At 37.4% G+C, this 23,049-nt stretch carries 23 protein-coding genes, 1 pseudogene and 1 riboswitch; of the genes and pseudogenes, 14 read left to right on the forward strand and 10 right to left on the reverse strand.

What is annotated here, in order from left to right; genetic code table 11:
- The first annotated feature begins 111 nt into the window (after positions 1-111).
- From EM808_RS08395 to EM808_RS08405, 3 genes are all read left to right on the forward strand, one after another.
- Positions 112-1,590, forward strand: coding sequence for a lmo1851 family serine protease (locus EM808_RS08395; protein ID WP_455749415.1), 1,479 nt, complete (start codon positions 112-114; stop codon positions 1,588-1,590).
- A 79-nt stretch (positions 1,591-1,669) separates the two neighbouring features.
- The gene (locus tag EM808_RS08400) at positions 1,670-2,575 is read left to right on the forward strand and encodes a CobW family GTP-binding protein (protein ID WP_127737724.1); all 906 of its coding nucleotides are present in this window, start codon (positions 1,670-1,672) and stop codon (positions 2,573-2,575) included.
- Positions 2,576-2,660: 85 nt separating this feature from the next.
- Positions 2,661-3,494 (forward strand): hypothetical protein, encoded by an 834-nt coding sequence (locus tag EM808_RS08405; RefSeq protein WP_127737725.1) that lies wholly within the window; start codon positions 2,661-2,663, stop codon positions 3,492-3,494.
- Between the two features lie 401 nt (positions 3,495-3,895).
- On the opposite strand, the gene EM808_RS08410 is transcribed toward EM808_RS08405, so the two are convergent.
- Entirely contained in the window at positions 3,896-4,138 is a 243-nt protein-coding gene (locus tag EM808_RS08410; RefSeq protein ID WP_127737726.1) for a DNA alkylation repair protein, read from the reverse strand.
- A 444-nt stretch (positions 4,139-4,582) separates the two neighbouring features.
- Between EM808_RS08410 and EM808_RS08415 the strand changes: the two genes are divergently transcribed.
- Both EM808_RS08415 and EM808_RS08420 read left to right on the forward strand, forming a co-directional pair.
- Positions 4,583-5,350 (forward strand): CAP domain-containing protein, encoded by a 768-nt coding sequence (locus EM808_RS08415; protein WP_127737727.1) that lies wholly within the window; start codon positions 4,583-4,585, stop codon positions 5,348-5,350.
- Between the two features lie 267 nt (positions 5,351-5,617).
- Positions 5,618-6,121 carry a GNAT family N-acetyltransferase gene (locus EM808_RS08420; protein ID WP_127737728.1) on the forward strand — a complete coding sequence of 168 codons (504 nt, stop codon included), beginning with the start codon at positions 5,618-5,620 and terminating at the stop codon, positions 6,119-6,121.
- 37 nt (positions 6,122-6,158) lie between these two features.
- Here the strand turns inward: EM808_RS08420 and EM808_RS08425 are convergent, their stop codons facing one another.
- Both EM808_RS08425 and EM808_RS08430 read right to left on the reverse strand, forming a co-directional pair.
- Positions 6,159-6,575: an Hsp20/alpha crystallin family protein gene (locus EM808_RS08425; protein ID WP_127737729.1), complete on the reverse strand. Its 417-nt coding sequence runs from the start codon at positions 6,573-6,575 to the stop codon at positions 6,159-6,161.
- Between the two features lie 23 nt (positions 6,576-6,598).
- The gene (locus tag EM808_RS08430; protein ID WP_127737730.1) at positions 6,599-7,075 is read right to left on the reverse strand and encodes an Hsp20/alpha crystallin family protein; all 477 of its coding nucleotides are present in this window, start codon (positions 7,073-7,075) and stop codon (positions 6,599-6,601) included.
- A gap of 180 nt (positions 7,076-7,255) precedes the next feature.
- Here EM808_RS08430 and EM808_RS08435 point away from each other — a divergent pair, with 180 nt between their 5' ends.
- On the forward strand, positions 7,256-8,752 hold the full coding sequence (locus EM808_RS08435) for an HD-GYP domain-containing protein (RefSeq protein ID WP_127737731.1): 1,497 nt from the start codon (positions 7,256-7,258) through the stop codon (positions 8,750-8,752).
- 34 nt (positions 8,753-8,786) lie between these two features.
- Here the strand turns inward: EM808_RS08435 and EM808_RS08440 are convergent, their stop codons facing one another.
- The 4 genes from EM808_RS08440 to uptA all read right to left on the reverse strand — a co-directional run bounded on the left by EM808_RS08440 (position 8,787) and on the right by uptA (position 12,850).
- Complete coding sequence (locus tag EM808_RS08440) at positions 8,787-10,145, reverse strand: MATE family efflux transporter (RefSeq protein WP_127737732.1); 1,359 nt, start codon at positions 10,143-10,145, stop codon at positions 8,787-8,789.
- Between the two features lie 88 nt (positions 10,146-10,233).
- Positions 10,234-11,331, reverse strand: coding sequence for a mechanosensitive ion channel family protein (locus EM808_RS08445; protein ID WP_127737733.1), 1,098 nt, complete (start codon positions 11,329-11,331; stop codon positions 10,234-10,236).
- Between the two features lie 111 nt (positions 11,332-11,442).
- Positions 11,443-12,000 (reverse strand): GNAT family N-acetyltransferase, encoded by a 558-nt coding sequence (locus tag EM808_RS08450; protein ID WP_127737734.1) that lies wholly within the window; start codon positions 11,998-12,000, stop codon positions 11,443-11,445.
- A 259-nt stretch (positions 12,001-12,259) separates the two neighbouring features.
- Positions 12,260-12,850 (reverse strand): undecaprenyl phosphate transporter UptA, encoded by a 591-nt coding sequence (gene uptA, locus EM808_RS08455; RefSeq protein WP_127737735.1) that lies wholly within the window; start codon positions 12,848-12,850, stop codon positions 12,260-12,262.
- A 256-nt stretch (positions 12,851-13,106) separates the two neighbouring features.
- Here uptA and EM808_RS08460 point away from each other — a divergent pair, with 256 nt between their 5' ends.
- Both EM808_RS08460 and EM808_RS08465 read left to right on the forward strand, forming a co-directional pair.
- Positions 13,107-13,442, forward strand: coding sequence for a DUF4870 domain-containing protein (locus EM808_RS08460; protein WP_127737736.1), 336 nt, complete (start codon positions 13,107-13,109; stop codon positions 13,440-13,442).
- A gap of 109 nt (positions 13,443-13,551) precedes the next feature.
- The gene (locus EM808_RS08465; RefSeq protein WP_127737737.1) at positions 13,552-14,406 is read left to right on the forward strand and encodes a patatin-like phospholipase family protein; all 855 of its coding nucleotides are present in this window, start codon (positions 13,552-13,554) and stop codon (positions 14,404-14,406) included.
- 61 nt (positions 14,407-14,467) lie between these two features.
- On the opposite strand, the gene EM808_RS08470 is transcribed toward EM808_RS08465, so the two are convergent.
- Positions 14,468-15,031: a YdcF family protein gene (locus EM808_RS08470; protein WP_127737738.1), complete on the reverse strand. Its 564-nt coding sequence runs from the start codon at positions 15,029-15,031 to the stop codon at positions 14,468-14,470.
- Between the two features lie 94 nt (positions 15,032-15,125).
- Between EM808_RS08470 and EM808_RS08475 the strand changes: the two genes are divergently transcribed.
- Positions 15,126-15,914, forward strand: a complete 789-nt coding sequence (locus EM808_RS08475; protein WP_127737739.1) for a hypothetical protein — start codon at positions 15,126-15,128, stop codon at positions 15,912-15,914.
- Positions 15,915-15,959: 45 nt separating this feature from the next.
- Here the strand turns inward: EM808_RS08475 and fabF are convergent, their stop codons facing one another.
- Positions 15,960-17,195: a beta-ketoacyl-ACP synthase II gene (gene fabF, locus EM808_RS08480; RefSeq protein WP_127737740.1), complete on the reverse strand. Its 1,236-nt coding sequence runs from the start codon at positions 17,193-17,195 to the stop codon at positions 15,960-15,962.
- Positions 17,196-17,311: 116 nt separating this feature from the next.
- Here fabF and EM808_RS08485 point away from each other — a divergent pair, with 116 nt between their 5' ends.
- Positions 17,312-18,145, forward strand: coding sequence for a helix-turn-helix transcriptional regulator (locus EM808_RS08485; RefSeq protein WP_127737741.1), 834 nt, complete (start codon positions 17,312-17,314; stop codon positions 18,143-18,145).
- A gap of 101 nt (positions 18,146-18,246) precedes the next feature.
- Positions 18,247-19,524 (forward strand): sensor histidine kinase, encoded by a 1,278-nt coding sequence (locus EM808_RS08490; RefSeq protein WP_127737742.1) that lies wholly within the window; start codon positions 18,247-18,249, stop codon positions 19,522-19,524.
- Between the two features lie 33 nt (positions 19,525-19,557).
- On the opposite strand, the gene EM808_RS08495 is transcribed toward EM808_RS08490, so the two are convergent.
- On the reverse strand, positions 19,558-20,358 hold the full coding sequence (locus EM808_RS08495) for an EcsC family protein (protein WP_127737743.1): 801 nt from the start codon (positions 20,356-20,358) through the stop codon (positions 19,558-19,560).
- 221 nt (positions 20,359-20,579) lie between these two features.
- Positions 20,580-20,730: riboswitch (FMN riboswitch) on the forward strand.
- 405 nt (positions 20,731-21,135) lie between these two features.
- On the opposite strand from EM808_RS08495, the gene ribE reads away from it, so the two are divergent.
- The 3 genes and pseudogenes from ribE to ribH all read left to right on the forward strand — a co-directional run bounded on the left by ribE (position 21,136) and on the right by ribH (position 22,914).
- The gene (ribE, locus tag EM808_RS08500; protein WP_127737744.1) at positions 21,136-21,786 is read left to right on the forward strand and encodes a riboflavin synthase; all 651 of its coding nucleotides are present in this window, start codon (positions 21,136-21,138) and stop codon (positions 21,784-21,786) included.
- Between the two features lie 37 nt (positions 21,787-21,823).
- A pseudogene (gene ribB / locus EM808_RS08505) lies at positions 21,824-22,429 on the forward strand (3,4-dihydroxy-2-butanone-4-phosphate synthase); the annotation flags it as partial.
- A 17-nt stretch (positions 22,430-22,446) separates the two neighbouring features.
- On the forward strand, positions 22,447-22,914 hold the full coding sequence (gene ribH, locus EM808_RS08510) for a 6,7-dimethyl-8-ribityllumazine synthase (RefSeq protein WP_127737746.1): 468 nt from the start codon (positions 22,447-22,449) through the stop codon (positions 22,912-22,914).
- Positions 22,915-23,049 lie beyond the last annotated feature (135 nt).

The following is a 23,049-nucleotide window of genomic DNA, read 5'->3' on the forward strand; positions in this document are numbered from 1 at the left end:
TTCAAAATTTATTCATAATTATGTCATGATTTAAACCAATTTTTTTGATACTGTTGAGTATAAAAGGCATGTATCGCGGTGCCTAAAGGGCAAATGAAAGTGGTGAATTATTTGGAGAATGAAAACAATGTAAATGAAGAAAAGGAAAAAGAAGCAAGCGATAAAGATTCCAGCTTTATCCGCATTAAGAAATTTCACTTTGTTATGCTTATCTTCTTTACTGTTATATTGGCAGCCGGTATTACAACGGTTGCTCTGGCATTTGGTGAGGAGCCGGCCGTAACAGTAGGCACAGATCGAAGCGAATTTTCAAAGCTCTATTCAGCATATGATACTATTAAGGATAAATATTATCAGGATGTAGAAACAGAAGACCTCGTCAATGGAGCGATTGACGGCATGTTTACAGCACTAGATGATCCATATTCCGATTATATGAACCAAGAGGAAGCAACAAGTTTTAATGAAAGTATATCCTCTTCCTTTGAAGGAATCGGAGCAGAGATTCAGGAAAAGGATGACAGTATCATTGTTGTATCACCAATTAAAGGCTCACCAGCAGAAAAAGCAGGAATCAAGCCAAATGATAAAATTTTGAGTGTTGATGACAAGACCTTACAAGGGATGAGTTCATCTGAAGCAGTCCTACTTATCAGAGGTAAAAAAGGAACAACAGTCAGCCTTGAGATTGAAAGACCTGGAGTGGAAGATACTTTAAAAATTGATATTGTCAGAGATACAATTCCAATTGATACAGTTTACGGGGAATTACGTAAGGACGGTATTGCTGAAATACAAATCACGAGCTTCTCCGCAGATACAGCTCAAGAGCTTACAGATAAACTGAATGAGTTCAAGGAAAAAGGAATGAAAGGGATTGTACTTGACTTGAGACAAAATCCAGGCGGATTATTAACGCAAGTACAAGCAATTGCCAATTTGTTTGTTCCAGACGGAAAGGTGATTTTCCAAGTCGAGCATAAAAATGGAAAAATCGAACAAGTCGCATCAGACAATGAAAATTCCAATACATTACCATTAGTCGTATTGATTGATGAAGGTAGTGCTTCAGCCTCTGAAATACTTGCTGGGGCAGTTAATCAATCTGCAGACGTTCCATTAGTTGGTGTGAAATCCTTTGGTAAAGGAACAGTTCAAAGTGCAATAGAACTATCTGATGGAAGTAACATCAAGTTTACAACAGATAAATGGCTGACACCGAATGGCAGCTGGATTCATGAAAAAGGGATTGAGCCAACGTATAAGGTGGAGCTTCCAAGCTATGCGAAGCTGACAGTTATTAACCCAGATACAAAGCTTAAGCTTGATTCAAATTCCAATGAAGTGAAAACAGCGCAAGAAATGCTGAATGCCCTTGGATATAAGGTCGACAACGCAAACGGCTATTTCGATGAGAGCACAGAAGAAGCAACTAAGGAATTCCAAGAGAAGGAAAAGTTAAAGGTTGACGGTGTTATCACTGGAGATACGACAACAAAGCTTATGGAAAAACTTAGTGAAAAGATTCAAAAAAACGATACACAAATGAATAAAGCGATTGAAATACTGCAAGAAAAATTGAAAAAGTAACAAATGGAAGGAGCGGCACTCTATTTGCCCTCCTTTTTCCATGTCTGCTTTATGAAAAGAAAGGATTAGGGGGATAAAGATGAAAAAAACAGAAGTGTATATATTGTCAGGGTTTTTAGGCAGCGGTAAAACAACTTTGTTAAAAGAATTGCTTTTACATGAAAAAGCAGAAGGAAGAAAAGTGGCAGTTCTCATGAATGAATTTGGAGATATCTCAATTGATTCAAACGAAGTCGATGAAGATATCCCATTAAAGGAGCTGTTAGGAGGCTGTGTTTGCTGCACCATCCAGGATAAGCTGGAAGGCCAGCTCCAATCCTTGCTGATTGAGGAAAAACCTGATGTAATCTACTTAGAGACAACTGGAGCGGCACATCCGGTTGAAACGATGGATAGTATCCTTTCTCCATATTTCGCAGATAGGCTATGCATGAAAGGGATTATTACCGTAGTTGATGGCAAGCTTTGGCTTGATCGTAAGAAAATGAGTCCAAGCGTGCAGCAGCTGCTAATTGAACAGGTTCGGCACGGGAATATGCTGTTAATTAATAAACAGGACCAACTGACAGAGGAAGAAAAAGCAAGGATTACATTTGAGCTTCAAAGTATAAATCCACAGGCCTTTACGTTATTAACAAGCTATTCAAAGCTGCCTTTTCAAAGGTTAAAGGGCATGGTAATGCAGTTTGCAAATGATACTGTTAAAACAACGATTCAAACATTACAGCTAAGTTCTTTTGTTTATCCATTTCAGCATACTATTTCGGCCGAGAAATTTGAGGCATTCTTAAAAGAATTGCCTGATACCATTTACCGTATTAAAGGATATATACAATTCCATCAAAATAAGTATCCTGACCTTTTCCAATATTCTTATGGAATGCCTTTAATGATGAGAGAAGACATGAAAATGCCGTTAAATTTAGTGTTTATCGGTGAAGATGTAAACTGGAAGGAAATGAAGGACAAGTTGGATATGCTTTAACAGTCAGGGTTTCCAGCTATATCCAGAATGGAACCTTCGTAAAAAGGGCAAACTTTCTTTAGTTAAAGGAAAGAGGAGGATAATCTTGTTCAAGAAGCGAAAGTTTATTCCTTGTTTTGCACTTTTGGTTAGCTTGTTTTGTATATCAACGGCAAATGCCGCACCAATGGAAAGCATTTCACCTAAATATGGTATCCAACTGCTTGAATGGAAGGATGCAGATGTAATTATTCCTCGCTACAGCAAGTTTTCTATCTATGATGTCGAAACAGGCAAAGTATTTCAAGTCCAGCGGCGGGCAGGTTCTCAGCATGCAGATGTCCAGCCTTTAACCACCGCGGATACCGAGATTATGAAGGGAATTTATAATGGCAAATGGAGCTGGAAGCGACGGGCGATATTTGTTTTACAGGATCAATATATTCTCGCCGCATCTATGCATGGTATGCCACATGGAGCAGGATCATTAGCTAATAAATTTCCGGGCCATTTTTGTGTGCATTTCTTAGGAAGCACTACACATAAGACGGATAATATGGATCTTTCCCATAAATTGATGGTATATAAAGCAGCAGGCATTCTGAAACAGGAGCTGGATAAACAAAATCCAAATGAGACAGTACAATCGTTTGTAGCTGGAATGAAAGAACAGGATAATACAATCCTTAACCATTTAAGCTCCAAAAAGATTGATTGGAAAAAGGCTTTGGCGAATGTTGAAAATGTTAAGCTGTTAAGGGTAGAAGAAGTGGAAGCAAAGGATTATCTATCCAAAACCTCTATACACATAACAATAGAGTGGCAGCTGTATATCCAAAACGAAAAGAGAAAAAGTGAGAGTAAGACACTAACGCTTGTTAGAAGCTCACCGCTTGATCCATGGAAGGTCCTAACTGACGATGGGTTAATGCCATTATGAGTTAAAAAAGAGGCTGGGACAAAACAAAAGATAGCTTTCTAAACACGAATAATAGAATTGCAACTAAATTTGAAAAATGAAGGTTGTGTCTAAATAGAATGTTGAGTTAAAGTTAGTTCGTTTTATTGCGCGCTCGTCCTCGCGCTTTCCGCGGGGAGGAAGCTTAGCCTCCTCGTCTTCGCCTGCGGGGTCTAAGCCTTTCCTCTATTTCCCTTAGTAGTCGAGTGGCCTCCGCTCCATTCCACTAAAATTTCTAATTTTTTGTATTTAAACTAAAAACAAAAGACCGAACTACTTAATCCATAGTTGATTAAGTAGTTCGGTCTTTACGCTGGTTCACATACTTATGTCCCAGCCTTTTTTTAAGCAACTTTTGGAATGCTAAATGCATTCCTTTTTCATTATTTCATCTCTCCAAATTTGGCGAAAGTCCGTTCTTCATCAATTAAACCACAAGCAGCACATTGGATACGATAATCAGGTCCTTTATATCCCATATGAAAGGGAGAAAGATTTTCTGCTGTGTATTCTTCTACTATGTCCCCTGTTTGTGGGTCTAATTTTACTGATTGAGGCACTTGCTGAATGATATTAAAGCGACTCCGATTTGTTCTGCAGTTCGGACAAGCATACGGTGTACTCATGACCAAACTCCCTTCTTTTAAGAATGCATTCTGTTATTACTATTCCATCCTTTGTCCGAATATATACCTGCTAAAAGCCAAGTTTACAAGGCATTTATTGAGATAGTTACAATTATTGCGCTGATGATATGTACGACAAGTTATTGTCATAAATGTTATAAAAACAAGGCTGCTTCCATGCTGTCAATAGTAAAAAAGCTGAATTATATTACTTATATGGATAATTAAGGGATTTTAAATGATTTGCCGATAAATTAGTAAATATAGGAGGAGGCACTGTGAGAGAAGTGATTGATAGCTTGATAGATTGATAATCAGAACAGTTATGAAAGAAGAAGGTGATTATTGGAAGAATCATCCTTAAATATGACAAAAATCGTATGTTATGATTTGTCTGTAAGCAAGCACGAAAACAAGCTTTATATTCAAGGAGGATATAATCAAATGAACAAAAAAGTGATTTTATCAACAGCAGCAGCAGCAGCTCTATTAATGTCTAGTCCATTAATGCAAAAAGCAAATGCAGCATCTAACACTGCTCAAGAATCTACAAAAGTAGTCTATCAATCTTACAATTTAAATGAAGATCAAATAAATGCATTAATAAAACAATTTTCTGGTCGTGTGGACGTTAACAAATTATTAAGTTCATTGGAAGCTAATTCAGCTACTGCAGCAAATAAACAGACAGAAAGCACGAAAGCTCCAGCGAAAACAACAGCAAAAACAAACACTGCAGAAAAGACTACTACTACTACAAACACTGCTAAGCAACAAACTAATACAACTTCTAAACCACAGCAAACAACAACAACAACACAAGTAACTTCCTCTGTCAGTGCGTTTGAAAAGCAAGTTGTTGAATTAACAAATGCAGAAAGAGCAAAAAATGGTCTTCCTGCACTGACACTTGATACAAATTTAAGCAAGGTTGCGAGAGCTAAATCAGAGGATATGAGTAAAAATAATTATTTTGACCATACAAGCCCAACTTACGGAAGTCCTTTTGATATGATGAAGCAATTTGGAATTTCCTATAAAGCAGCAGGTGAAAATATCGCTAAAGGCCAAACAACACCAGAACAAGTTGTAAAAGCATGGATGAACAGCGAAGGACACCGTGCCAATATACTAAGCGATAAGTTTACGCATATCGGTGTAGGCTATGTAGCAAACGGAAATTACTGGACACAGCAATTTATTGGGAAGTAAAAAAGGCACCGTGCTTTACTATGTTATCTCTGAAGAAAACAGAAACAAGATTTTGACCAAAGGTATCATTTCCTTTGGTCTTTTTTTATACGAAAATTTCCGCGGTTTTGAATATTGTTATTTTTACCTATTAGCATATACTTTAGTGGTTTTTTTGGTGAGAAATTTATATAATAGTTTTTCAAATGATTTACTAAAGAAAAGGAAGAAAATAAAATCATGAAAAATAGGAAATAATAAAGAAATACTATTATAGGAGAATTCAGCGTGGAAATTAGACAAGCAACGATAAATGACTTAGAGAAAATCATGAAAATAGCAGCAAAAACAGTAAAGATAATGAATGAAGAGGGTAATGACCAATGGTCGGATAAATATCCTGCTGAAAAGGATTTTAAGGCAGATATTGAAAATAGTGCTTTGTTCGTAGCATTCATGGATGATAAAGTAGTTGGGTCCATTGCCATTGACCGCATTGGCGGGAAGAATTATGACCTAATAGAATGGACATTACCGGATAATAACTATTATGTTATTCACCGACTTATGGTCGATCCGGAAATTCGCGGCGGAGGCATTGCAAGCAAGCTTTTATCTTTTGCCGAAGTTTTCGCAAGAGAAAATGATACATTTTATTTAAAAACTGACACTTATGCCATAAATGAAAAGGCACAGAATCTTTTCTTGAAAAACGGCTTTAACAAGGTTGGAGAGCTGCATTTCCCCGGAAAGGAACGCCCATTCTACTGCTTTGATAAAACCTTTAAGTAATAAAAAAAATCAACTCGTTCAGCCCGAGTTGATTTTTTTATGGCCGAGGGATTTTTACGGATAGTATTCCGTATTTCAGCTCACAGGAAATGTCTTCTTTTATTATAGTATTTGGCAATGTAATTACTTTGTGAAAGCCCCTGTTTTGTCTTTCCTTCAAATAATAAGCGTATTCCTCATGCAGTGTTTTGTATTGTCCAGCTATATGGAGTTCATTACCTACACATTTTATCCCAATGTTTTCTGGCGTGATGCCAGGAAGTTCTAATTCAATGAAGTATTGCCCATCTTTTACATAAAAATCACAGGGCGGAAATTGATTATTGCTTTTTATGCTATTCGCATTACTGAAAAAAGCCTGCTGGCTTGCATCTTGAAAGAGATTATTCCAAAGCTTTTCATTTGTTGGATTTTCATGAAATTGAAAAATTTTTTCGAGGTTTTCGAAAGACATTGTTTTCAAATCCTTCCTTTTAGCTATTGCAATTCTGTCACTTCAATTTCTGAATATTGATTATGATCATTTTTCTGGATCATAATTTCTAAAACGCCTTCCTTATAATTAGCGGTTGAGCCTTTTTTACGAACGAGAGAAGGAAGATTGATAGTATGCTTGCTTTCGAATTCTGGAATGTTCTGAATAACTAATTGGCTTGATGTGTAGTAAACCTTAACTCTTTCCAGCCAAATTTCTTCTTTAATCGGAATGCGTATATAAACATGGTGATGTGTTTCAAACACAACGTAATCAAACTTTTGCTGGTTTGTCCCTTGTTGGTTGTTTGCCATTTGGGACATATTTTTAAACATATCATCACTGTTCATTTTTTGAAGGGATTCTGGCATCATTTTATTCATCATATCTTGAACATAATTTTGGATATCTCCAGGTCTCATTTGGTTCATTTTGTTTTTTGTGTCTTTATTAAAAGGGAATAAATTCCATGGGAACATTGGAAATTCATCCTTTCTTTCATTAGTTGCTGAATTTTTTATATCATATTCAAGTGCACCCAAATCGTGTTAGTTAGGCATGTATTTATTTTCCTTTTTATTATGAGTAGAAGGAACTAGTTATTTTAACCTAATGATGTTAATATAAAAGTACATTTTAGGAAAATTAGGTGCATTTTTTTGGAAACTTACAAAAAGCTGTTAAACAGTCTGTTTTACAATTATATAATTGGTTCATTTCTGGCCGTATTTGGGGTAGGCGGTGCCTTTATGTACACCAGCTTGAAAATTAGCAGCGATGACATGAAAATTCTCGGATTTATTATGATTCTTTCCTTTATATGCATGGTTTGCGCAGAAGGTGCCTTTTTTTATAAGGATTTAAACCCGTTACGAAATGTGCTTAAACTTGGTAAGCGGGATGTAAATAGCCTAGTTGAGGCATATCACCGTTCTAAAAGCTTCCCGTTGTTTTCGGTTAGAAGAATTCTAATCCCCCACTTACTTGGAATGTCTGTTCCGGCAATTATTTGTTCCATTTATTATATTACATCAGGCAAGCTTGAACTGCCGTTCGTGTACATTGTATATGCGACAGTTGCGGCGATTATTGTTGCCATATTGCATGCATTTATTGAATTTTTCCTTACTATACGGACGATGAAGGGAATCACTATTTATATTAAATCTTTAATGCCAAAAAACTTGGTTATTGAAGAGAAGGTGTTTATATCCATTCACAGAAAATTCTTACTTACTGTTGTCAGCATAAGTGTATTACCTTTAGTAATCATTCTGCTTTCAACAAGAGTTAAGTTGATTGATAATGGCAATCTTACAGAATTACCTTATTGGAATTGGGCAATTGTCATATTGTTTATTACACTAGTTTATTCCGTCCTTTCTGCAAGATTTCTGTCTAGAGATATAATAACACCTATCTATCAGCTGAAAAATCTTATGAAAAAGGTTGGTACAAGTCAATTCACCCAGCCAAACAGCGCAGTTTATACAGATGAATTTGCTGAGCTATTTAAAGGTTTCCACAAGATGAATGATTCAATCATTCAGCGTGAAAGGGTTAATAAGGAACTGCTTGACAGCTTTATGATGGTATTGAGTGCCACGCTTGATGCCCGTGATCCATACACGGCAGGTCACTCCACAAGGGTTGCAGGTTATTCAAAGCTAATAGGAGAAAATTTAAAGCTGTCAAAGGAAGAGATGGAATTATTATATAAAACAGCTATTTTACATGATATCGGCAAGATCGGTGTTCCGGATAATGTCCTATTGAAGGAAGGGAAACTGACAGAGGAAGAATTTTCTTACATTAAAGCACATCCAGTTATTGGAGAAAATATCTTAAAGCAGGTACAGCCCCAGGAAGAAATGGCGAGAATTATAGAAGGTGTCAGGTCCCATCATGAAAGATATGATGGCAATGGCTATCCCGATGGACTGCAAGGGGAAGGGATTCCTTACTTTGGCAGAATTCTTGCTGTTGCTGATGCCTTTGATGCAATGACGTCTGACAGGCCATATAGAAAGGGCATGCCTTTTTCAAAAGCGCTGTCCATTTTGCATGAAGGCAAAGAAACACAGTGGGATGGAAAAATGGTAGAAGCCTTCATTGGAAAAATGACAGAAGAGAAGATGGAAAAAGAAATAAGTTAAAAAAGGGAGGATCCATAATTGATCCTCCCTTTTACTATTTTGTTGATAAGGTAATATGCTTCTTTTGGAGAGAATACAGTCTGCTAGATAAGAAGGCTGCACCAGTAGCTAAACCAATGATTAAGCCAATCCAATAACCGAATGGGCCAAAGCTTGTGTAATTAGCAAGCAGATAGCCTGAAGGCAGACCGATTACCCAATAGCTGATTAGCGTCATAATTAAAGTAATGTTAACATCTTTATAACCGCGTAATGCTCCTTGAACTGGTGCCTGGATGGCATCTGACAGCTGGAAGAAAATTGCGTATATAAGGAAGCCAGTTGTAAGCTTAAGTACTTCTGCATCATTCGTATAAATTCCTGCTATTTGTTGGCGGAATGCAAGCAGAATGATGCCGCTCACGAATGCAATAATGACGGCAGTAAATACTCCCATCCAGCTGTATTGTTTGGCATCCTTCAGCCTGTTTGCACCAACTTCAAATCCAACTAGAATCGTCAAAGCAGTTGAAATGCTAAGAGGAACCATATAAAGGAGGGAAGCAAAGTTTATGGCAGATTGATGGGCAGCAATCGTATTCGTATCATAATTACTCATTAATAGTGTAACTGCACTGAAAATGCTTGTCTCAAAAAAGATCGAAAAGCCGATGGGTACACCTATCTTCAGGATCTCTTTCCATTTTTCCCATGAAATACGGTGTATTTTATTGAGCAGCTTAAATCCAGCAAATGGTTGATTATGATAAACAATATGAAGAGCAGTCAGCAGCATATACCAGTATGTAATACTTGTAGCATATCCTGTTCCAACGCCGCCTAACTCAGGAAAAATCCAAATGCCATTAATCAATAAATAATTCAGTACAATATTAACAGGTAATGCAGAAAGGGTGATAAACATCGTCACTTGTGTTTGCCCAAGTGCATCAATAAAGGACCGCAATACAAAATATAAAAAGATTGGTATAATACCTGTGCTAAGTGCGGCCAAATAACGGAAGGCAATGTCTTGGACATCTGCCTCAAGTCCCATTAATTGAAGGATTGGCTTCAAAAAAATAAAACCAAAAACAATTAATAAAACTGCCATGGATAAACTTAAATAGATAGCTTGAATAACAGAAAAGCTTACCTTGGATTCTTCTTTTCTTCCAACCAGCTGTGCGACAATTGGAGGGACAGCAAGTAGTATACCGCTTAATCCAGTATAAATCGGTGTCCATAAGGAGCTGCCAACAGCAACCCCAGCTAAATCTGTAGGGCTGTAATGACCAGACATGGTTGTATCAAAGAAGGTGAGACCAAACATACCTACCTGTGTAACGAGAACAGGCAGTAATATAACTAGCATCTGTTTTAGTTTTTGCTTTGTTGTAAAGGTTTGTTTCATTCTTTTTCCTCTCTTATGTTCAATAACGTTACGATTATATCACAGATAAAAGGAAAATATGGCAAATACAGATTTTTTGCTTATAAAATTACCCGTGGGACATGAGGCGCTTCATTGGCTCTTTGTTGTGCTCCTGTTCAGCACTTTCTAAATAAACAGCACTTTTTGGAACGGAAAATAATACATTTCTCTTTTCCAGAATACTAATAATTTGAAAATTAATGTCCTCTTTTGTTTGTAAATAGCCGAGATAATCAGTTGCCTTTGTAAAGAAATAAATTAATATGTCAGCACTAGTATCACTCATTGACTCAAAAGAAACGAGAATGGTTTCAGGATGTACATCCTGATGATGCTGCAGCAATGCTTTTATGTCTGAAATAGTCATATGTAATTTTTCTGTTTTTGTAAGAATATCTAGCTTTAAGTAAAAGGAGACTTGCCGTTTCCCCATTTTAGACCAATTGATAATCGGTTCGTTGGCAAGAGTCGAATTTGGCACAGTGACGAGGGCTTGAGCGAACGTCCGCACCTTTGTACTGCGGAAGGTAATATCTTCAATCGTGCCTTCTACACTTGGAGTCTTAATCCAGTCACCGATCGTAAACGGCTTTTCTGTAATTAACACAATACCTCCAAAAAGGTTGCTGACCGTTTCCTTTGCTGCAAGGGCAAATGCAAGACCACCTAGACCAAGTCCAGCGATAAAGCCGTTTATATTAAAGCCCCATTCCTGGGCAATAATGCTGAATCCGAACAGGAAGACTAGAGTTTTCAGCATTTTTGTCAAAAAGGGGATAATGATTTTATCAACATTAATATCCAGCTTTGTCATCAGCTTTGGAAATAGCAGTGTTGTTACATTGCACAAATTAAACAAACCCCATGTTAATAATGCGATAAAGCATGAGCGGACAAGGCTTGATTCCCATGCTGCAGATACGGTTTGAAAGGGGAGAAACTGGAAGGCTAACTGCATGCCTATAACTACAAACACCCAGCGCATCGGTTTTTCAAAGGCGACAAGGACAGTGCTTGCTGCATGAATCTTTTTCGATTGGGTATAGGAGAGGACCAATGCAAACAAATGGCCTGTAAACCACTTTCGTAGTAATAGGCTTGTTACAATAACCAGTATTGACAGCAGCAGGCTGGCCCAAATGTTGGTGTCTAAAAAATCACTCATAAATAATACACTCCTTCTAATAAAGTTGTCCTATCTGTACTATATTAGAAGGAGTAAATAAGTATGCCTGCATGAAAAAAGCCTGAAGCATATATGCTTCAAGCTTTCGTATTAAGCCTCCATAAGACCATCTGTCTGGTCTATGGTTGAGCGCATTGTGTATAGAGTGAAAACATCCTTTGGAACTTCAAATAATTCGTAGCTGACTCCGGTTTCTTCCTTGAGCTTTTCTACGATTGTTTTTCTGGTTTCATTGGCATGGACGGCATAAGGGAGCTTTTCTGCTGCTTTAATAGAACGAAGATTATGCTCTCTTATACGCATCAAGATACTGTTAATATTCAATTCAAAGAAGGTTTCCGAAAAAAACAGTTCCTTGGCAATTTTATTGTATCCTTTTCCGTGATATGGCTTGCCAATCCAGGTTCCTAAAAAGCCGATTCCGTCTTGTATATCATACAGATTGATCGTTCCAATCGGGTTATGCCATTCATCAAGAATGGTGCGAGAAATCAGTTCTCCTTTTTCTTCCGCTTCAATTGTTTGTTTTGTGACAAACAAATATTCTTCATAAGATGCTGCCTTTTGGCGAACAAATGGAAACACATCTGGATGCTTCATTAATTCATAAAGAACAGCACAATCTTCCAATTCACGTTTTTTCAGCATAAAAAATACCCTCCTTATACATGAGGGCAGAAAACAACAGAATGACAAATACCGCTCCGCCCTCGAAATTTTTTATCAACTTGTAACTTGTAAAAAATTTCGGGGTGGGAATCGAACCCACTAGAACCGTAAAGGTGGCGCACCATTTGCCTTCCCTATATTTTATTTATTGTTTTCCTGCAATAATTTCGTACTGCTTATATTGTACAAAAAAAATTTTAAAATTCCTATAGGTAAATGTAAGGTTATTGTAAAGTATTTATTTATTTTTTTTGCGGATTTGAAGAAGTATATACGCACCGAGCAATAAGACTGCTGCAATGATAATAGGTGTGATATATGGCTTAGCATATGTCTCGATATTCTCCCAATGATCGCCAAGTCTCATTCCCAGCAATAAAAACAGAACTGTCCATGGAATGATGGCTGCAGTTGTATATAAAGTAAACTGCCCAATCGGCATTCTTGCAAGTCCAGCCGGAATGGAAATAGCATGTCTTACTACAGGAATAAATCGGGCAAGGAAAATCATGCCTGTCCCGTACTTAAGAAACCATTTTTCGGAAGCATCCACATGAGAGCTTTTGATTAAAATGTACTTTCCATATTTGTCAATAAAAGGTCTACCGCCGTAAAGAGCAATCCAATATAAAAATAGCTGGGCAATTGTCCCGCCGATGACACCAGCAAGTAGGGCGCCGAAAAAATTTATATGGCCGGTATGGATTAAATACCCTCCATAGCTTAGCACGATTTCACTTGGAATTACTTCGACCATCAACCCCAATGCTATACCCATATAGCCTAAGGATGATAAAAATTCAAAAATTGTATGTACTAATTCTGACACTTACATCTCTCCCGCGTAATGTAATTATTTGTATTTTCTATAAAGAATAGTCAATCATAAGTATACATGACTAATGGACAAAATTGAAATAAGAAATTAATCTGAGTTTTACCTAGATATTTATAAAAGGAACTGTAAACTATATGCCTTAAATTTCACTTAAAGCGAAAAAAGAGCAAAAAAAACTGAAACATATTAACAATATGCTCGTATATAATAAAGACAAATAATTTAAAACCTATAGAGGGAGGACATAATGACTTATCATAAAGAAGTACACCAAGATGAAAGACTATTTGCAATGCTCATTTATGTATTAAGCTTTTTTACAGCATTTATCGGCCCATTAGTCGTTTATTTAATAAAGAGCGATTCACCATTTGTTAAGTATCATGGCAAAGAATATTTTAATTTCCTTATATCTTATGCTATATACGGAGCCATAAGCTGGTTGCTGGTATTTGTGCTTATCGGTTTTGTTTTAATGCCACTTGTCGGAATTGCAGCATTTGTATTTACGCTTATTGCTGCAATTAGAGCATACGAGGGTGTTGAATACCGAATTCCATTCATTATCCGGATTATAAGATAGTACTAAGTGCAAAAAGACTCGTTCATAAGGAACAGAGTCTTTTTTTGTCTTTTATCGTAATAATCGTTATGATAGATTGGAATGAAGGGAAAAGAAAGAAGGATTGAAAATGAAAGAAAAGGTAGGATTAGTGCTAGAGGGAGGCGGCATGCGAGGTGTGTATACTGCAGGTGCCCTTGAGTGCTTTTTAGAACATGAGGTGTATTTCCCATATGTGATTGGTGTTTCGGCAGGAGCCAGTTATGGAGCATCTTATCTTTCAAAGCAAGCTGGGAGGAATAAAAGAGTTAGTTTGGATTTTGTTACAGATCCCCGCTATATGTCTTGGCGAAACTTTCGGCAAACAGGGCAGTTTTTTGGGATGGATTTCATTTACAATCAAATCCCAAATAAGATGGTCCCATTTGATTATAATGCCTTTTACGAAAATGAAGCAGAATTTAAGATAGGGACAACGGATATCCAAACAGGTGAAAGTGTCTTTTTTGGTAAGCAGGATTATAAAGAGGAGTTGCTGAAGGCATTAGAAGCATCGAGTTCTTTGCCATTTTTGGCACCGATTGTAGATTTTAAAGGTAAAAAGCTGATGGACGGTGGCATTGCTGATCCTATCCCCCTTAAGAAGGCGGTAGAGGATGGTTTCACAAAAAATGTTGTCATTTTGACAAGGAATTATGGTTATCGTAAATCAAAATCGCGGTTTTCCTTTTTCGTGAAACGCAAGTATCCTCAATTTGCCGGATTGCAACAAGCTATGCAAGCAAGATATAAATATTATAATGAAACGCTTGAATATATTGAACAAGAAGAACGGAATGGAAACATACTTGTCATAAGACCACAGGAAAAATTGATTGTCGGACGAATGGAAAGAAATCCTCTAAAGCTCGAAAATTTGTATATGCAAGGCTATCGTGATGCAAAAGCGGCACTTGTACAAATGAAAGAGCATGAATATATGTAAAGATACCAACTCCCAATTGTATACCAATTGGGAGTTGGTTTATGTCCAACTACAAAAGCTATTAATATCCAAGAACCTTCATTTTTCCTATAGCCAAAAATTCTCGCAAAGTTAACGAGACTTTCACTGAGTTCGGTGTTTTAGCTGCAAGAGGATAGGCGCGTATCCCAATTTTTTCAGCGATAGTGATTGCTCTGTATAGGTGGAAATCGCTTGTTGCGATAATGGCTTCCTTTATGTCATATAAGTCTTTACTATTTTGCAGGTTTTCAATTGTGGAAGTAGAGGTATCTTCCATAAGTATCATCTCTTCTGGAACTTTTTTTTCAAGAAGATAGTTTTTGAGTGCAGCAGCCTCTGATATACTTTCGCCCTCCCCTTTGCCGCCAGATACAATAATTTTAGACTGTTTATTATTATTCCAATAAGAGAGGGCTGCATCAGCCCGGTTTTTTAGCACCTTTGATAATGTTTCGCCTTCCACTTTAGCCCCAAGGATAATGATGTAAGGTATTCCGTCTGGTGGTGTGGTAGAGGAGGTTCTTTTCATTTTTATATAGTAAAAGGATGTGCATGCTATCATCACCACAGTAAATGTGAGGATAGCTAATTTTACTTTTTTCAAAAAATATCACTCCAATCAATCATAGATGATAATGGCTGTTAATAGAATATAGAATACTAGATTATGTTTAAAAAATCAGTAAGGAGCCATGTTCGTGATGAATATTGAAAAATACTACAGACAATCAGCAACTGCTTATCTTAACGCAAGCCTTATCAGCTGCCTTCCAGTCATCTTTTTTCTGGTCATGTTTTTAAGTATTAAGCTGAATCGTCTCTTTCTTTTGTTAATCATACCCTTTTGTTTATACAGTATAACAGCATTTGCCTCGTACTTGCTTCAGAAACGGCGATGTGAGAGGCTTGCAAATACTTTCGAAGAGACAAAGGTGAAGTCTCTCCTTCAATCTCGGACAGTTCTTTTGTCTTTTTTGCCAGCCCCATCCTTAAGAATGCTTATATTTGACGGCGAGGGCATCGCACTTGGAGAAATTAGAGATGAAAAATTTGCTTTGTTCAGGTGGTATTTGCCACCATTTTTAGACGGATTATGGTCAAAAAAATATGGTTTCTATAACGGGGAAGATATGCTTCAATATCAATTTACGATGCGAAAACATTCGATAGAGATTCGGAATAGAAAAAATCAGCTTATTAGTAAAATGGATGAAAAGAAAACAGACAAGGCTGTGCAAACTATCTATGTGTATGATGATAAGCAGCTTGTTTTAAAAAGGTCCCTTGCATTTACTGATTATTGCCTTGAAAAAGAAAGCGGCTTAATACTGGCCGATGTAAAAAAAGGCTGGATGCCAAAGGGTTGGCAAAAGCGTTTTTTAGACCCCAACCATCCAGTTGTTTCTATCCATCATTCTGCAGCAGATAAAGATATAATTCATATTTATGCAATTTTGGCAAAAATATTTGCTTATAAGGACCATTAAAGAAAAAAGGCTGGCAAATTTGCCAGCCTACTAATTTCAAATGCGTTATTCGTATTTTTTTAGCACGATAGCTGAATTATGGCCGCCAAATCCGAATGAATTGGAAAGACCGATGGACATCACTTTTTCTCTAGCTCTGTTTGCAACATAATCCAAGTCACAATCTGCGTCTGGGTTTTGCAAATTGATGGTTGGGGGTATAAGCTGGTGCTGAAGAGTTTTGGCGAGGGCAATGGCTTCTGCTCCACCTGCTGCACCTAGCATATGCCCTAGCATTGATTTATTCGCAGTTACTGGAATGCGATGGGCATCTGCACCAAACAGCTTCTTGATTGCGAGTGTTTCTGACATGTCGCCAACCTTCGTGCTTGTTGCATGTGCACTGATTACATCCACGTCACTAGTTGTAATGCTTGCTTTGCGCAACGCATTTTTCATTGCTGAATATGCTCCAATTCCCTCTGGATGAGAAGCAACCATATGATAGGCATCAGAGCTTGCACCATAGCCGATTACTTCACAAATAATTGGCGCATTGCGACTTAATGCATGCTCTAAAGATTCTAGCACTAATATTCCAGAACCTTCACTCATAACAAATCCATCCCGATCTTCATCAAAGGGACGACTTGCAAGCTCAGGCTCGTCATTTCTTGATGATAATGCTCTTGCGTTTGCAAAGCTAGCCACAGATAATCGTGAAATTGCGGCTTCAGCGCCGCCAGCAAACATGATGTCAGCATCCTCATTTCGAATCGCGTTAAATGCTTCCCCAATAGATGTATTTCCAATGGAACAGGCAGTTACAGGCGAAAGGGAAGGACCTAAAGCACCAAGCCTTATACTTATCTGTGCTGCAGCTGCATTTGAAATCATCATCGGCACTAAATTTGGACTGACCCTATTTGGACCTCTGTCCTTTAATATATTCACATTATCAATAAGAGTATTCAGGCCGCCGATTCCTGAACCGACATAAACGCCCATCCTTTCCTTATCAACCTTGTCTAGGTTCAATTGTGAAGCAGCTAACGCTTCTTCTGCAGCTGCTAATGCAAACTGTGCAAAGCGATCTAGTTTTTTTGCTTCCTTTGTGCCCCATCTTCCTTCAGCATCTAAATTTATAACACTTCCAGCAATTTTCGTTTTTAAATCAGAAACATCAAATTGTTCAATTTTGCTTATACCCGATTTTCCACTAGAGAGATTTTCCCAAAATTGGTTCACATCATTTCCTAGTGGGGAGATAACACCCATTCCTGTGACAACGACTCTTTTCATTTTTCATTCCTCCAAAAGCTTGTTTTTTTATCTATTTTATCGTTTACTTATCCTATTACAAGTTGTAGTTTATCCTATTATAAATACTACTATCTTAATGAGGAGACGAAATGATTATGAACGATGAGATAAGACTTCGGGCACTGTCAGAGTTTTTGAAAACGAAACGGTCAAAGCTGCAGCCGCAGATGGTTGGACTACCTACTGGAGGGAGAAGGCGGACACTTGGGCTTCGCAGAGAAGAGGTGGCACAGCTAGCAGGGGTCAGCACAACATGGTACACATGGCTTGAGCAAGGGAGAGATATTAAAGTGTCGATTTCCGTATTAGAAGCAGTTTCAGACGCTTTAAGATTGAGTAAGGACGAAAAAAAATATGTATTTGGACTTGCCTTGGAGGAAACGCATAACACAGAAATTACTATAGAGGAGGGAGAATTAATTACACCTTCTTTAGAAAAAATTCTAAAGGAGCTTAAATACTGTCCGACAATTATTACAGATAGAAGATGCTTTATCGTTGGCTGGAACGAAGCTGCAGCACAAGTATTTCTGAACTTCAACCTGCTGCCTTTAGAGAATCGGAACTTGATTGAGCTTTTGTTTGCCAGAAAGGAATTAAAGGCTCTAGCTGTTAACTGGGAGCATTTCGTCCAAGGTTTTCTATCCATTTTCCGCACTTATTTAGGCCAGTATATGGCAGATGATTGGTATTCCCACTTTATTCAACAAATGGGTGATAAGTATCCTGATTTCCAAAAGATGTGGAAGGAAAGTGAGGTTAGCTCTGCACCAGAAGTTATGATTGAATTTCGACATTCAAAAGCTGGAAAAATGCTCTACAATTTGTCATCTCTGCAGGTTCATGGTGCGAATGATTTAAGATGCAGCATTTATACACCAGTTGACGGTACAGAAACAGAAGAGAAATTAAAGCAGCTTATTAAATAGCAGCTAAAAAACGCATTGTGCAATAAAATGCCTTCATATAAAATGAAAGTAAAAGAAAGTAAAAGAAAGTAAAAGAAAAGGATAGAATAGGTGAATGCATCATGCTTGACGACTTACTAGTAAACGGTTTCTTCCTATTTTTGTTTTGTTGTTTTATACCGCTGCTGTTTGTGTTTCAAAATGGCAGAATTGAAAATAAGAAGTACTTACTTATTTTAACTTCCTCAGCTGCAATCATTGCCTGCATGAGTTTTCCGATTAAGGTGGGGAATGGTACGCTGTTTGATTTGCGGCTTTTGGCCCAAATTTTCGGCTCTTTATATGGAGGGCCAATTGCAGCGATTATTTTAGCATTAGTCAATATCCTGTATAGAAGCTTTTTTGATGGTATAGGTGTAATAACCACACTTATTATTTCCCCCATTCATTTGATAGTTATTTTGGTTGTGAGAAAGCGGTTTCTGCTGTTGTCTATTCGGAAAAAAATTATATATAGTTTTTTTGGAGGAACCATTTCTACCTCACTTACTCTGTTAATGGTTAATTGGATAGCGGGAATTAATGTCCCAATTAAGCTGGCGATCCTATACGCATTGCTCCTATCATCTGTATTAGCCTTAATAGTTTATGTTGTGGAAACAATTCAAAAGCTTTGGACAGTGCAGCATAAAATAATGCAATCTCAAAAGATGGAAACGGTCAGTCAGCTGGCAGCATCTATCTCCCATGAGGTACGTAATCCACTAACATCAGTAAAGGGATTTATGCAGCTGCTTCAAGAAACATCTCTTACTAATAATCAAAAGAATTATTTGGAAATTTCAATAAGTGAGCTTGACCGGGCAGTAAAGGTAATAGAAGACTATTTGACATTTGCTAACCCAAAACCATGCAGTGCTGTGAAAGAATTGGATGTTCAAGAGGAGATTAATCAAGTTGTTAAGGTGCTTCGGCCCCTTGCAAATAAGAACTCTGTGCGTTTGGAGCTTAGTATAAGCAGTATCCATATTATAGCTAATCAGCAATACTTTAACCAATGTCTTATTAACATATGCAAAAACGCAATAGAGGCAATGGAAGAGCATGCCCATGGAGTACTGGCAATTAAAACAGAAAAAGCAAAAAACGATATTATCATCCGTTTCATTGATACAGGAATAGGAATGAGCAAAGAAGAGATAGCCAGACTTGGGGAGCCGTATTATTCTACAAAAGGAAAAAATGGAACTGGACTTGGCATGATGTTTGTTTTTAATTGCATTAAAGAAATGGGCGGTACCATTCAAGTAGAAAGTAAAAAAGGGCATGGCACAACATTTATTATGCGCCTGCCCCTTAAATATCATACTAATTCAAAAGAAACGGATCATGCACATTGATCCGTTTTTTTTATAAATAGAATCTGTACCCACTTAATGTTGGTGATTGTGGAGCCTTTCTAATACTTTACGTTTTCGATAAAACATTTCACCTGTCTCGGCAATATCATGAATCATCGACCGGTTGGAGAAAGCACCAAAGACAACTCCGAATACTGGCACCATCTGAAATAGCTTTTTCCAGCCAAAAGTATCGCGATAGGCGAAGACAACCTCCTTCCAGCCTTGCATTTCAAGCAGAACCTCTCTTTGTACTTTATCTGCTTCTTGGTCGAAGTGGGATAGCTGATCCAATATAGTGTTTTTCCCTAATACGTCTGCTGAAACATATTGCAAACATTTAATAATAAAAATACGTTCTTTTTTTTCATTTGGGTTATAGCCGTAACAGATGGCAATATCCTGCAATATTTTAATTTGCATCGAAAGCAGGATGGGAATATCGATTCCTAATGTCAAGAAACCGCCAATTCCTGTACTAGCTCCTTGGATGGTTGCAATGTTTTTGCGGCTTTTTTTCAGTTTCTCGACTGCAGATTTCATCTCAATTAACGGCAAGTCCTTAACTTCGTCAAAATGCTGTACATTAAGATGCTTATAATATTTTTTTGAGGAAGATATATCACTTAACAGTTTGCCGCCACTCTGAATATAGTTTCCCATTTCATCTAAAAGCTGCCCAATTTTATTTTGGATGAAGGCTGGTGTTAATTTGTCTATTAATTTAAAGGGAAGTCTGCTGAGCTTCTCCCAAAACCATAATCCGCTTTGGTCCTTTTCCCATGCTTTTACTTCCTCTAGCTCATTCAATAAAAAGGCTTTATTTTCTGTCATAAAAGCTGCTCCATTTCTGATTAGATGTTTTGTTCATATTGTATAGTAATACGATAGTATCGAAAATTAGTTTCAAAAATCACTGGAAAAATGTAATACTAAGATAATTTTTCTGCTCAAGTTTTTGTTTTTTTGATGTTTATGTATAAACAGAGTAGTTGCATTCTAATATTAAGTAGTGTAAACTGGCAACAATTAAATAGTAAAGGACCACATTATGTGGTCGCCTTCGGGGTAGGGTGAAATTCCCAACCGGCGGTGATGAGCGTTCGTTTGCTCTAAGCCCGTGACCCGGCTTAAAAAATTTTTTAAGGCGGTGGATTTGGTGAGAAACCAAAGCCGACAGTATAGTCTGGATGGGAGAAGGAATAACAAAAGCTGCTGATTCATTATGTGGATTCAGTGTGTTTGGTGTGAGTATCGCTAACTTAGGTTCGCTTTTTTGACTATGGGCTAATTGTGTCCATTGTTGAAACAGGTGTAGCTTTATTTAGTGAACACTTAAACAAAAACGCGTCTTTATTTGTTATGCAATCTCCCGTATAAATTTAATTTATACGGGATTTTTTATTTTTCAGTGCTAGCTTAAAGGGCATTTAATGAATTTATTGCATGAATTCTTAAAGGGTTGGTCAAAATGAACAAAAACTGTTTTTACATACAGCAGCACATACTAAATTATCCTCTAACTTATAAATAATGAAACATGCTTTAATCACCCCACTTAGGTGTGAAGGCAGCTATTTAAGATAAACAAAAGAGGGAGGAGGAGATTTTTTGTTTACTGGAATTGTCGAGGAAACAGGTATAGTCAAAAATATTTCAAAAACAGGCAAAACATTAGTGCTTGCCATCCAAGCGAAAACCATTATGGATGATATGAGGCTTGGGGACAGCATTTCGGTTAATGGGGTTTGTCTTACCGTAACAAGCTTTAAGCAAAATGAATTTTCTGCAGATGTGATGCCTGAAACGTTTAAAGATACTTCACTTTCTCGGCTTACAAATGGTTCACTTGTAAATTTGGAAAGAGCAATGGCGGCAAATGGCAGGTTTGGAGGTCATTTTGTAACAGGTCATATTGATGGCGTTGGGACCATTTTAAGTAGAAAACCAATTGAGAATAGCATCAGTCTTGAAATCGAAATACCGGAGGCTGGCACTCATCTAGTATTGGAAAAAGGATCGATTGCCATAGATGGAACGAGCCTGACCATTTTTGAGACAAAAAGCCGCTCCATTTGTGTAAGTATTATCCCGCATACAACGTTAGAGTCCATTGTTGGTAAAAAACAGGTTGGGGATATCGTAAATCTTGAATTTGATATGATGGCGAAGTATTTTTATTCCTTCATGAATAGGGAGGCAGACAAGAACCAGTCAAGCAAAATAACACCATCCTTCTTAAAGGACAATGGCTTTTATTAAACGGATTCTATAGGTAAATAGGAAGGGGGAGTATTTTATGTTTCATACGATTGAAGAGGCATTAGATGATTTAAAGGCAGGCAAGCTGATAATCGTAGTAGATGATGAAGATAGGGAAAACGAAGGCGATCTAGTGGGGATTTCCGACTTAGTAACACCTGAAATGATCAACTTTATGGCAAAAGAGGGCAGGGGACTTATTTGTGTTCCCATTGAAGCAGAGCTTGCCGGCAAGCTCAAACTGCCACCAATGGTAGATAATAGTAGTGATCCTCGTGGGACAGCTTTCACAGTGAGTGTTGATCATAAACAAACATCAACAGGAATAAGTGCTTTTGAACGAGCATTAACAATCGAAAAAATGGTGGCCCAAGGTGCTAAAGCGGAGGATTTTACAAGACCAGGCCATATTTTCCCACTAATTGCGCATAAAGGCGGTGTCCTTTCCAGAAATGGACATACAGAAGCTGCGGTTGATTTAGCAAAATTAGCAGGTTACTCTCCATCTGGAATCATTTGCGAGATTTTAAAAGAAGATGGAACGATGGCCAGAGTGGATGATTTAAAAGTAATTTCACAAAAGTTCGGACTGAAATTGGTTACGATAAAAGCACTAATAGAATATAGACAAAAAAGAGAAGAAGCAAAGGAGACAGTAAAATGACAAAAATATTTGAAGGTAATTTAATCGGAAGTGGGCTAAAGGTTGGCATTATCGTTTCAAGATTTAACGAATTCATCACAACAAGACTTTTATCTGGTGCAGAGGACGCTCTAAAACGCCATGGAGTAGAAGCAGAAAATGTTAATGTTGCGTGGGTACCAGGTGTTTTTGAAATTCCACTAGCAGCCAAAAAATTAGCAGAAACAAAGAAGTATGATGTAATAATCACATTAGGAACAGTTATTCGTGGAGCAACACCGCATTTTGATTTTGTTAGCAATGAGGTGGCAAAAGGGGTGGCAAGCACGTCTTTATCAACAGGAGTTCCAATTATTTTTGGAGTTCTTACGACAGAATCGATTGAACAGGCAATCGAGCGCGCTGGCACAAAAGCCGGAAACAAAGGCTGGGAAGCGGCAGTTAATGCAATTGAAATGGCAAACCTTTACAAGGAAATAGTTTAATCTCAAAAAAAAATTGGTCAAATCCTCCATTTTTACGGGACAGGATTTGGCCAATTTTCATTTAAAAAAGTTGGCAAAGTAATGGAAATCTGCTATCATATTCAATTGTGGCTCCCTTAATAAAATAAAACAAAT

Origin of the sequence: Niallia taxi (assembly GCF_004005475.1) — a bacterium.
Lineage (GTDB): Bacteria > Bacillota > Bacilli > Bacillales > Cytobacillaceae > Niallia > Niallia taxi.